General features: G+C 49.5%; 5 protein-coding genes. All 5 read left to right on the top strand.

Annotation, left to right across the window (positions count from 1 at the left end; genetic code table 11):
- Nucleotides 1-406 precede the first annotated feature (406 nt).
- The 5 genes from BLQ88_RS35885 to BLQ88_RS35865 all read left to right on the top strand — a co-directional run bounded on the left by BLQ88_RS35885 (nt 407) and on the right by BLQ88_RS35865 (nt 13,168).
- Nucleotides 407-1,126 (top strand): LytR/AlgR family response regulator transcription factor, encoded by a 720-nt coding sequence (locus tag BLQ88_RS35885; RefSeq protein WP_090157832.1) that lies wholly within the window; start codon nt 407-409, stop codon nt 1,124-1,126.
- Nucleotides 1,127-1,147: 21 nt separating this feature from the next.
- Nucleotides 1,148-3,241 (top strand): sensor histidine kinase, encoded by a 2,094-nt coding sequence (locus BLQ88_RS35880; protein ID WP_090157831.1) that lies wholly within the window; start codon nt 1,148-1,150, stop codon nt 3,239-3,241.
- A gap of 93 nt (nt 3,242-3,334) precedes the next feature.
- Nucleotides 3,335-3,814, top strand: a complete 480-nt coding sequence (locus tag BLQ88_RS35875; RefSeq protein ID WP_143017021.1) for a hypothetical protein — start codon at nt 3,335-3,337, stop codon at nt 3,812-3,814.
- A 122-nt stretch (nt 3,815-3,936) separates the two neighbouring features.
- On the top strand, nt 3,937-5,625 hold the full coding sequence (locus BLQ88_RS35870) for a hypothetical protein (protein ID WP_229213011.1): 1,689 nt from the start codon (nt 3,937-3,939) through the stop codon (nt 5,623-5,625).
- A complete protein-coding gene (locus BLQ88_RS35865; RefSeq protein ID WP_090157829.1) occupies nt 5,609-13,168 on the top strand; it encodes a hypothetical protein in 7,560 nt (2,519 codons plus the stop codon). The genes BLQ88_RS35870 and BLQ88_RS35865 overlap by 17 nt, the downstream gene beginning before the upstream one ends.
- The last annotated feature ends 5 nt before the right edge of the window (nt 13,169-13,173 follow it).

Raw genomic sequence — 13,173 nt, 5'->3', positions numbered from 1 at the left:
GGTTGTCGTCGGGCCATCGATCCTGGATTGCTAATACCTAAAGATAATCAATCGCAGAAAATCAGCCAAAGCTTTTAAAACAAAGAAGGTGCCTTTTTGAGACACCCTCTTTTTTGCTTTTGGGTTCTTCTCAAACACCGTTTTAGGGTATTTTAGAACATTGCTGGTTCCACTCCCGCTTAGTTAGGAAAACCAAACGCACCTTATCCATGCGTGATTTTGCTGTCAGCTGCTACGGAATGGTATAACCCAGGCTCACATACTGCTCGCGCGCATATCCGTTTTAGATGTATTAAACTGGCTGGTGAGTCCATGCTGAAATTACACTTCAGCCGAGGGTCTTGACGATCGCATCTTTGGTGGTTTTTTTCATATCTTGAAACGATTTCCAAAGCATATTTCATCAATGGATGATAAAAATAGTAGGATTCGTTTTGTCGCTATCGATGACAACCTGATTGACCTGACGGCGGTTGCGGAGTATTCAAAAGAGTTTAGTCAGCTCGAAAATTGCGGTCTTTTTACCAACGGCTTTGAAGCATTTGAGGCGATTGGTTATTTGAAGCCCGATCTGGTCTTTCTCGACATTGAGATGCCAGGCATTAATGGAATAGCTCTTTTACGGAAAATACGGGCTTCTGTCCCGATGGCCGTATTCATTACTTCCTTTACCGAATTTGCGCTGGACGGATTTGAGCTATCTGCGCTCGATTATGTGCTGAAACCGCTTACCCCGGAGCGTTTTGCCAAAGTTGTTGCCAAAATCCAGGAGTTCTGGGATATGAAGCAGAAATCGGCGGCTTATGAAGTGCTGATCGGCGGTGACCAACTTATCATCAAGGAAGGGTATAATCAGATCCGGATTTCCCAGAATGACATTATTTATCTGGAAGCCATGCAGGACTACACCAAAGTAGTTACTCAAAAAAGAAATTATCTCACGCTTTCCCCGATCTCATTTTTTATGGACCGGCTGCCTGCCGACCGTTTTATGCGTGTGCATCGCAGCTACGCTGTTGCACTGCACCAAATCCGGGAATTACGCCAGTCGGAAATTATATGCAGCAATGCGCGAATTCCCGTCGGTCGGACTTACCGGCCACAAGTTGCGCTCATCAGGCTTTAACCTTAGCTCTTTATTCTGCTTATGACAAAATATTTACTCCTCTTTCACCTGATTGCCTCCATTGCCAGCGGACAGCCGTTACCAGACTTATCGGCCTATAAAACCTCGCGTGAAAAACTCGAACAACTTTCCAGGCTTTGCGATTCTCTTTATTTGGCGGATAACCTGGAAGCTGAAAAGCGATTTGCGCGGTATGGACTTTCTATTACGCCGACAACCGACTACAACAACCTGGCGCGTTTCAACTTCTTTTTGGGCGCGGTTCATGAAACTGCGGCCTCGCCCGACAGCTCGGAATACTTTTATACCAAGTCCAAAAAATATGCATATGCCTCGAAAAACCCGAGGCGCATCCAGAATGCGTTGATCCGGCTGCTGACATTATACTCCAATCACCTGGGAAGCACGGCAAAAGGCCGGGCGATTTTAAAGGAAAACCTGGCTTTTATCGATTCCACCAAAAGCGAGCTCGCGCGGGTGAAGCTGTATGCCGCCGTAGCATCCTACTATAATATGCTGGGGCAGTACGAAACGCAGGTTTCGTATCTGCTGAAAGGCATTGAAGCACAAAAAGCGATGATCGCATCAGGTGCCATTACTGACCGCGAGGCGGTTGTGGTTGATCTCGTCAATCTGGCCGAATTTTATCTTGAACAGGACAAAAGTGAAAAAGCGATCGGGTACCTGAAAGACGCGCGACGGTACATTGAGACGACGGTCGACTATTTCAATTACTATTACAAAAGGATGGCGGAAGCATACCTGCTCGAAAATGCATATGCCGACTCAAAAGTGTATTTTGACAGTTTGCTTTTATACGCTGACAAACATCCCGACGACGCAAGTACTCAGGTGACAGTTGCCACCACCCAGCTTTCCTATGCGGCCCATTACCTCGAAAAAAATCAGATCGACCTGGCTTATTCATTTGTCCGGAAGGCCAATGAGACCGGGAAAGGGTTTCTTGGCGGGATCGAGAAAGCGCAGCTCGACCTGGTTACGGGCGAAGTGCTGGCTGCACGCGGCGATTATGCGGCTGCGCTGCGTCACCTGGAAGATGCCGGAAGATTTGGCTATGAAATCGGACCGCAGCATTATGTATCCGTTTTATTGACATTATCACGCTGCTATTCAAAGCTTGGACGCTGGCAGGACGCCTACCGAACCCTCGACAAGTATGTGCCTTTACGCGATTCATTGTACACCGAAATCTCCAAAAAGAGCATCGCCGATGCCGAAGCCGTTTATCAGAACAAGGCCAAGCAAATGGAGATCGACGAACAAAAATCGGAGCTTGAATCTGTAAGAAAACAGCGGATCTGGCTTGGCAGCGCTGCACTAATGGGTGGTTTGATCGCCCTTTTACTTTACATCATTTACCGGAATAAAGAGCGGTCGGCGTCTCGGCTCGATGCCAAAAACAAGGAACTGAACCAGGTGATCAGCGAGCTGGAAGAAGCTAATAAGACCAAGGTTAAACTGTTCAGCATCCTCAGCCACGATCTCCGGTCGCCGATCAGCCAGGTCTATCAGTTTCTGAAATTGCAACAGGTCAATCCGAAAGTGTTTTCGGAAAATCAGAAGCAGGAGCTCAGTTCCAAAATTCAGACTGCCACAGGCTCGCTGCTGGAAACGATGGAAGAACTGTTAATGTGGTCAAAAACACAGATGAGCGCATTTAATATCCAGGTCAGACCCGTGGAAGTTTTGCCGATCATCACCAATACACTCAATTTGCTACAACTGAATGTAGAGGCCAATGAGACAGATATTGAAATTGAAATCCCCGAAGACTTTATGGTGGATACGGATGCCTATTTTTTACAAACGATCCTGAGAAACCTTCTTCAGAATGCCATCCGATCAGCAGGTAAAAACGGGGAAGTGCGGATTGGTGCGGGAAGTACCGGAACCGGGAAAGGTCTGTATGTCGAAAATGCCGGAACTGCATTTACCCAGGCAGAATATGAAGCGATCCTTGCCGACGATATGGCGCCAGGCCTGAACGGGTTGGGGTTGCGGCTGATTGACGACCTTTCTGTAAAATTAGGAGCCAAAGTAACCTTTTCAGGAGCTCAGAACAGGACAAAAGCAGTGATTGACTTCCCGGATTAACGTTAGACGATTTCAGAATGTCGTTCGTCGATAACTTCCATGACTGCGAATCCTTGTCATCTATTTTTGAATAAACCAAAAAACAGGATGACAATGAAACGATCAATCACAACTATTTTCAGAAATGCCTGCATGGTGGGCGCGCTCTTTATGTTCTGCTCGATCACCTCTTGCGGCAAAAGTGAAGTGGACCCTGAAACGGATGATACCGAGCAAACGGGCACATTTAAGATCGACGGTGTGGAATACAAAGGAAAAACCTCCGTGCAGACTTTTACGAACGGAAACTACTCGATTCTTTGCGAAAACGACAGCCCATACAAGTTTATCCAGATTACATTTCACAGCAAAGCCGAGGCCGAAAAAGGCGGGACATTTAAGGCCGAAGATTACAAAATGGACATTCCGTCCGGATCTGCAAACGTGGGAATCGATGGAAATACCTACAATCCTGACGGTAACTCAGTTATTATAGTATCCGGAAAGAAAATCACGCTTTCCACATTGAAACTGAACCAAACCGGTGGCGGCACAAAAACGGCCACTATCCAAAGCGCCGCCATCAGTTTTTAATGATGCCTGACCAGCTAACCCACTTCGTTCAGCGATAATCAATAGCCATTCGTCGATCATTCACGTCGCTGGTTTCCGGTCCGTGTAATTTCGACGAGTTGACTTTTCAGAATTAAACAACAATGAAAAAACTCTATTTGATCTGTTTTTTCTCTCTGGTACTGGGCAGGCAGGCGGTGCTTTCACAAACGAATAAGACGGATGTCGTGAAACTGTCGGGTGGATTAAATGCCTATGCCGGTTTTTACAAACCGGGTGGCATTGCGGCACGGAACCAGTCTGCCCCGTTTGGGCTGAGCGGTGCGGTCACACTAACACTTCCGGGAGGCGTTTCCCTGCCATTTTCTGCGGTCGTTGGAAATCAGGGATCGAGCTTTCGGCAACCGTTCAACCAGTTCGGCGTGAGCCCGACTTACAAATGGGCCACGGCACATGCCGGTTACCGGAATGTTTCATTCTCCCCATTTACATTGGCTGGTCATACTTTTCTGGGAGGCGGCGTGGAGCTTAATCCCGGAATGCTGCGCGTCGGGGCGGTGTATGGCCGGTTCAACAAAGCCACTTCATCTACGATCGCCGATCCGAATTTGATCCCGTCTTTCAAAAGGACGGGTTATGCATTAAAAGTCGGTTATGGCAAGCCCAACAACTATGTAGATCTGGTGATGCTCCGGGCGCATGATGATACGATGTCCATTTCAAGCGTTCAGGCATCCCCGGAAAACCGCATTACCCCTGCTGAAAACCTGGTCGTAGGCATTACGTCGCGACTTTTGCTGATCAAACATATTGCCGTGGAGGTCGATGCAGCGGCCAGTTCTTATACCCGCGATATGTTTGCGACGGAAGTGCAGGCAGAAGGAAAAAATCCATTTGTGCGGATTTTTGGAAAAATGATCACACCACGGTTGTCTACGCAGGTTACCCAGGCTACGCAGGCGGCGGTGGGTTATCAGGATAAATGGGGTTCGGTGAAATTTCAGTACAAACGCATTGACCCGAATTTCCAGACCATGGGCGCTTACTACTTTCAATCTGATATTGAGAGCTATACGGTGGGAACCACCCTGAACCTGCTGAAAGGCAAGGCGAGGATATCAGGAAGTTACGGGCGCCAGTTTGATAATCTGGCCAATAACAAAAACGCAGGAACCGGTCGTTCGATCGGCTCGCTGATGGCTTCGTTTAATCCCGATCCCGTTTTCGGCTTAGATATATCACTTTCAAATTATGGATTAAGCCAAAGAGCAGGCATTCGTCCATTGATCGACACATTACGGATTGCACAAAACAATCTGTCGGCCACGCTGAACACCCGTTATTCCATTTTCAATGAAGACCTTTCGCATATTTTCACACTAACCGCCACACACCAGCAACTTTCCGACCTGAACAATGCAACCGCCGCGCAGACGGAAAATAACAACCAAAACCTGAACCTGGGCTATTTTTTCCAGCATAACCGAAACGGACTGGGCGCGAACCTGATGCTTTCGTATACACAAACAAGTCTCCCGCAAACGCTACCCGGCGAGGCCAACCAGAAAGTGAAGTTCTACGGCCCTACACTGGGGACCAACTATGCTTTTTTGAAAAAGAAATTAAACACATCCCTCAACTTCTCTTACCTGATCAACCAGCAATTTGGTCAAACCGGAAAAGTGATGACGGCCTCAGCCAATGCGGGCTACCAGCTGGCTAAGAGGCAAAACCTGAATATCATGTTCAATTATCTGAATTCGAACACGGGCATTCAGACAGAAAAATTCAACGAACTCAGAGGAAATATCGGCTATGGAATTTCATTCTAAAAAAATCGCACTGCTTATGCTGCTTTGCCTGGCCGGCTTTTTTGCGCGTGCCCAGGATCAGGTGCGTATAACTACCAACGTGCTGCCTCCGTATAGTCCCTACATTCAGGATTACCCGGGTACGGGCAATCGCGTGCAGGTTTTTATTTCAAATCTTTCAGGAAGGCCAATGAATGTCCGGTTGATCGGAAAGCTGGAAGGCGATAACGGCGTGATCATCCGCACTGCTGCCAATTACCGGCCGTTGCAGCCGCTGCAATTGCTGGCGACCGACGTGAACAGGCTCATTACCCGCCCGGAGCTGGAAGGATTGTTTGACCTCAACCAGATTGAGGTAACCGGAATGGACAAAAACCTGCTATACAGAGGCTTACCACTGCCGGAAGGCAACTATCAGCTTTGCGTGCAGGCATTCGATAACGCAACCATTCGCCCGGTTTCGGCCGAGTTCCCAATGGGTTGCAGCGGGCTTATCCCGATCCGCATTGTGGAACCGCCGATATTGATTTCGCCGATGGCAGATGAACAAATCACCATCAAAACGCCACAAACGCAGCTTTTCACCTGGTCGGCCCCGGTGGGTGTGTTACCTAACCAGGTTGAATACAGCATTCGCATTGTAGAGCTGCCGGAAACCAATGTAGATCCGAACGTGTATATTGATGCGATGGTGCTGCCGCGGTCGGGCGTGGAGGTGAACAATCTTCGGACTACGACATTTTTGTATGGCCCGCAGCATCCGCCGCTGCAAAAAGGCAAACGATATGCATGGCGCGTGCAGGCTAAGCCGGTGGGGCAACGGGTCAATTTTATGAACGACGGAAAAAGTCCGGTCCAGGCATTCACGTACGGTTTGCAGCTGCCATTAGCTGTTGGTATGCAGTACATTGCGATTACCAAGCCAGGCACAGGACGAAATGCCACGGTTGAAGTCGGCACGAATAATCCGCTGGTAATTACCTGGAAACTCGATGAAGATTTTGAAACATTGCTGAGAAAAACATTCGAGGCGCAACCGAAAAAATCCATTGTAGAACAGTTTCCCGAACTCAGCTACCGGGTGCGGATCAAGACAGATGAAAAACGCGCCGCGGGTACAGTCATTCTCGACAGGCTGGTGCGCAGCGATGTTTTAAGTCTTCCAAAATCGGAATTGCCTGCCAATATGCCGGCTGGCAAAAATTACCTGGTGGAGGTCGAGCTGGACGGAATGTCGGCTTTGCGAAGAAAACGGGCTTTACTGACCGACGCGCCATTAATCTCTAAACCAAGACCATTTAAACTGATTGAAAGAAACCTCGGTAACGAGGAAGACAGCCTGAGCATCAAAGGTTTGCTGGCTTACCGTTTTCCAGGCGAGGCCGACACTCCGCACCCGCTGCCGAATACGCGCGTGGTACTCATGAAAGTGTTTCCAAACCGGTCGCGCGTCACGGTCGCTTACGGAAAATCGGATGCGTCGGGGAATTACACCATTAAGATCCTGAAAACCTTGCTTCAAGGTTTGCCGGACTCCACAACTTATTCCCGGTTCGTCGTGGACCCGATCAATCCATTCATTCAACCCATTGCCGAGCCTGGTTACTATCAAAAAGCGAATGATAATACATTCCAGATTTCCAGTGCAGAGCAAAAAGCGTTTCTGGTTGAAGGCATTACGTGGCTCGCCAGAGGATATGATCTGGATGTGACGGCCAAAATCTCCTACAAAAACTGGCCGGGAACGCCCGACGTGAACCTGGCAGGAAAGCACCTCGTGCTATACCGGAAAACCGGCGTCGTCAAAGAGGCAGATAAATACAGGCTGCCATTCGAAGGTTCGGAACAACAGTCGTCCGGGCCGGTGACCGCTTCGGTGCAAGCAGGCATGAACAGCGGCCCCCAGCTCGATGGTGGTTTCAGCAACCTATCAAACCCGAATGCGGCGAAGGATGCTATTTCGGGCAAGGGTGACACGAAGCAGGGTGAAGAGGCATTGCGTATCCAGGTGATGGCCCAGCTGGCCAAAAAAGGCTATCAGTTTATTGGAATGGCCGATTTGAAAGGAAAAGATACCGGATACGGCGCCACATTCAATAACCTGGTATATGCGGAAACGTCATACGATGCCTACCATATCTACTGCCCCGACTGCGACCTCGCGCCCGACGACGCCGATCCGGTCGTTTTTGGCAAACCCTATGAAAAGCTTCCCATCTCCCCTGCCCGTGTTGAAAAATACACGTATAACATTCAAACGACCGAGGCCCCGACGATGACATTCACCGGCAAGCTGACGTACAAGTTTGCGGACGCCGGCAAAGAAGGGGCGCAGGTAAAAGCATTACCCAACACGCCGGTGCATTTGCAGGTCGTATACAGAGCCGCTGGTTCCGACCAAACCACTTTCGGTACCAGCTACGGCAGCTATCCAGAATTTTCGGAATTCCACAATGATTTCAGCCAGACGCTAGACACCAAAGTGACCGGCTCAGATGGCTCTTTCACATTTACCGTAAAAATGACCAAACCGATGCCGCTCGGAACCCTCCCAGCGACGGAAGCCACTGGTTACGGAGAATTCCACAAGCCTTCCGCCGTTTACATCCGCGGTATCCGCGTAGTCGTGGACAATCCCTATTATGCAAGTCCGACGGAAACATTTGGTCTCGCAAAAGAGCATGTCATGAAACCGCAGGGTTCCTATGATTTTGGACCGGTTACGGCAGTTGTCAAAAGCTACACCCTGCTGACACAAAGCAAGTCCGATACCACGGGGATTTCACTGGTCAACAAGCAGAAGGCCGGCATCAAGAACAATTTATCCGGGATCAGGGTATCCGTCTTGCGCAAGGCGAAAGACAAAATCGCTCCGCCCGGACCGAATCGCCGGCCGCCGACAGACGAGGGCGCCGGTGCCAAAACGACGGTGAATTTCAAAAATGAAAAATATACCGTCATTTCAACTGAAAAAACAGACGAAGGCGGTATTGCCAAATTCCCGCGAATGGTGATGGCAAACGGAGAATCGGACGCTTACTTTATGTCCACCGAGTCGTCCGTAGATGGGTTAAACAACTATCAGCTCGTCTCTCTGAAACGCATTACAGTAACTGAAAAATATGGCGAAGTGTTTTCTGCGGAGGCGACGGATGAGGAAAAGGCCCGGTCGGAAAAAGCGCATAAAACACAGTACGGAACAGCTTTGGTTGGTTGTAAAAATGTATATCAGCTGCAACATATGGACAACCCGAAAATGCCCAATGTTTTCACGGTGTACAGCACATACAGCGAAGAAGATTACGAAAAAATGAAGGCGGAAAAACATCCGCCGGAATACCGTTGGGTGCCCAGCCAGGTCGGCTGCAAAAAAGCGGACAATTACTGGCTTGGAAGCAAACTGTATGATGACAAAGTGAACCAGAAGGTTCTGATCCCGGCTACCGACATTTACGATCCAGTTTTTGCCGATCAGTATGAAACCTTTCAGTCCGATATTGTAACACGCCACCTGGCCCCGGGAAACCCCATCGTAAATGTGCGGGTGGTCGATGCAACGAACCCGACCCAGGGTATCGCGAATGCATCGGTAACATTGACCTATTTCCCTGATGGAGGCATGTTTCCAGCCGCGCTGCAACAGTTTACCGGGAAGGACGGTTGGATACTAACGCCATTTCAATTGCTCCCCGGCACGAATGCCCGGATGAACATCAAGGCAGAAGGTTACGTCTATATCAATCCAATGTCCAAAAGTAGCTCATCGAAGGTAGTGGTCGAGATTGGTGAAGTGTTGCTGGGGCAGAACAGCTACTTCGACCGGATTCTGATGGAACCGAACACCATCATTACAGGCCGCGCCATTGATGCGGATCAGGTTGATAAATCCACGGTAGATCTGTCAAATGTGGTGACTACCGGCATCAAAGACGAAACTCCCAAGGCATCAAAAATCAATCAGAATGCGGCTGTTAACCAGGTCAATTCCAACAATGTGCAGACCGAAAATGTACCGGTGATGGCGGGAAGCGCAGACCCATCAATGGAAGCCTATGCGCAGGCGGATGATGGCAATATGGTCAAAACGAAATTTCTGGACGGCACCTGGAAATTCAATCTGAAAACGCCTTCCGGCTCGTCGGTGCTCAAAGTTTACCCCGTCAACATCAGCTATTTTGAGGAAAAGCGGTTTATCAATTTACAGCTTCCCAAGCCGGTTCTTGATACAAAAACCAAGCAGTACACGATCAATGCGGGCGACATTAAAATTTACGAGCGTGATCACCGCATCAAATTCAAATTGGTGGATGAAACAACCGCTAAATCAGTTTCTGGTGCATACGTAAGGCTTTTTGGTAAAAGAATGAATGGATATGAATTCGGGGCGAGCCAGGCGGATGGAATGGTGGAAACGCGGTTCAAAAATGTTTCGGTGGATAATTTGTATGTCGAAATAACTGCGCCGGGGTATGTGACCAAAACGGTGTCTGTCAAAAATGAGGAAAGCAAATCGGCCGTACTCGAAACCGTGAAATTGCAGGCAGCCCGGACCATCAAAGGCATAGTCGTTTTGAATGCGGGCAAAGGTCAGGAAGTGCCGTTGGCAGGCGCGGAAGTGTACGTGGCCTCCGGCGGCAATGCACCGCTGAAATACAGCACCGTGTCAGCCCAGGATGGCTCTTTTTCACTGGATGTAGCCAAATCGCTGGATGGATTTTCTATCAGGATCGAAGCGATTTTTGACCAAAAAAATGGTTCCAATGCGCCATTGCCTGCGGGCACTACTTATGTGGGCGCGAGCGTCAGCCAGCTCATCCCGCAGCAAGCCGGGCAGTCGCTAAAACTAACCGTCGGCGCATTTGACAAATTTAAAATCGCATCGATCTGGGGATTTCCGGTGATTGTTGAAAAAATTGATCCGAAAACCATGCAGGTTACCGGGGAAGTGGATTTGACGGATACGGGTCTGGGGCCATTTGCGATTGTTGACAAAAATGTCCGCGTGCGCTTTGAGAATGTAGCATTCAAGGCAGATCCTCAAAACCCGACAGTGGGCATTCCGGTGAGTGAAACGGTGGAGCTTGAAACCAATGTACTGGACAACCTGCTTTACCATACGTCGCCGCAACTCGATGTCAGCAAAGCCAAATACAACGTAAAAGTATCCTCCCCGGACGGGCTGTTCTTCAAACTGAAAATCGTCAGGACGCCGGGAACCGCTACCGGTAAGATCATGGCGAAAGCGCAGGTGATCGACAACTCGTTCAACTTCTCGGCGAACCTGCTTTACTACGAAAAAGGCCAGTTTTTCCTCTTCGATCCGGATGTGGCCGGGCAGCCGGGCACCAGGCCGACGGTAACGGCATTTGATGCAGCCAAAAGCAACATTAAATGGACCAATTTCGGGATTTCGCAACTGAATGGTAAACCGATGAAGCTGAAACTGCTGGCTTTCGACGCAGTGAGCAAGCTGGAAGGTTCACGGCTGGTCGGAGATGAAATCCACCTCAATCCCGTGATGACATGCAAGTTGAAAGATGCTAACCCGGAATCGCTGGAAGTGACCATTGGCGACCTGGTTTTAAAAAACAATACGGTGGATATCAAAACGGGCGAAACGCCGCTGACATTCCCGCTGGCCGGCAAATGGAGCGTGGAGATACGCGACTGGAAGCTGGATTATAAAAAAGGGGGCTTCTACTCCAAATCAGGCGTGATCAAAACGGGCAAGGTGGATATTCCGATCAGGGAATTCAACCTGCGCAATGACTTTTATAAGCTGGACGTGCAGCCAACCAGCAATTTTGAGCTGGCAGGAATTGCTAACCTCAATCTGAAAGGAACGCCCCATTTTGGATTTGATCCGCAAACGGGCTCCGATATGAAAGGGCATTGGGCGATGGTGATCGTTCCGAATGAAGCATCGCCAGCCGCCGCAGTCCTTCCCGCCAAGTCACTGCCCGGACTGACGGACGAGTTGCAGTTCAGCACCCTATCACTCCTTGACAACGGGGAAGATGTGGTTTCGTTTGGTACCGGCAGCAAATCGTTCCGTTTCTTCGACATTATCAACGTGCGCCCCACGACCATTGAAACCGGGCCTGACTACTTCGCATTTGATGCGGGGATGTCCAATGCCATCCCAAATGCTCCTCAGGATGTTTCGATGCGGTTTATTTACTCAAAACCACAGGGAACGGTGAAATTAAAAACGGTGGTTCCGGGTGGCTACAAGTTCCAGACGAAGGGTTATCTGAGCTTCGAAGCTGGCCAGTATGCTGCTGCTGATCAAAGCCAGAGCACCGGAATTTTTTTCGGTGACGGCGTGATGGCCATGCGGGGCTATGTAGAAGAACCCGGCAAGCTGAAACTGGACAATGTACTATTGGTTCATAACAAAAATGAAACGCACATTACCCACGGCCGCAATGTAGACCTGACCAAACCATCGGCTTTGGCAAAATGGAGCAGCAGCCTCGCCGACCTGACCAATCCCGCCAGCGACGAGACGAACTACAATGAGAGCAGCGATTTCAAACGCCTGAAAGTAGGCCTCGGCGGCAATTCCAGTTTAAGTAAAGTGTTTGTGCATCAATCTGTCAGCAATAAACAATGGGAGTTGCTCAAATTCTCGGGATTACCGCAGGGTTTTACCAAAATGCTGGGTGAGGAAGAGCAAAACAGGCTTGCGTTCACGGCCTATGGTGAGATTAAAGCGGAAGGTCAGAAAATCAAAATGGACGGAATCGATACCGGAATGGGCGGGTTGAGCCTGGTTTACGACCACGAGAAAAAACGCCTGACGGGCTCGATGCAGCTTTCCAACATTCCGGTGCCGCCTACGATGACTTTCATGAATGGTATGGCGCAGGTAAGGCTTGACGGAAATGGATTTTACGCCGTAGCATCAGGTGAATTAAAGAATGTCCCCCTGATCGTGCCTGTTACGATGCGGGCCGGATTAATGCTCGGCGTGTATGGAAGCAATGATTTGGGTGAGGCCACGCAGGTACTTTTCGCAAACAGCCACCGGAAGGCGCTGCCATGTTCATTCGATACCGGTTTCAAAGGTGTTTACGCGATTGGAGAAGTTCCGGTGCCGCTGATCAGCAGCTTCAAATACGAAATGTCGGTGCCCGGCGTGGGCGGTTACAAGGTGGGAATGGATGCTTATGTGGATGGATATGTGTATGGTAACTATAACAATGGCGCATTCAATTTGGGCGGGGGAATGGGAATCGGAGCACACGCTTACGCCTACGGAAGTGTGCTGACCCTGAGCGCGGGCGGAGAGATCCATGTGAATGGAGGGGTAACCAATACGCTGACCGTCGACCCGGGAGCCAAAAGCATTTCGGTGAGTATGGGAGCGAGCCTGAGCGCAGGGTTTTCGGTGACATTAACGGAGGATATTTCGGGGCTTGCCACTGGTACTTCGGCGGATTTCTGCCTCAAAATGAATGGTACTGCCAACTACCAGATCGGATCGAGCCCCGGACTTTCCATTACACCTGCATGCAGTTTTACAAAATGTGACAGCGGCTGCGTCACGCCCGGACAATAATCAAC

Origin of the sequence: Dyadobacter soli (assembly GCF_900101885.1) — a bacterium.
Taxonomy (GTDB): Bacteria; Bacteroidota; Bacteroidia; order Cytophagales; family Spirosomataceae; genus Dyadobacter; species Dyadobacter soli.
The sequence above is the reverse complement of the archived record's forward strand: the minus strand, read 5'-3'. Positions and strand labels throughout refer to the sequence as shown.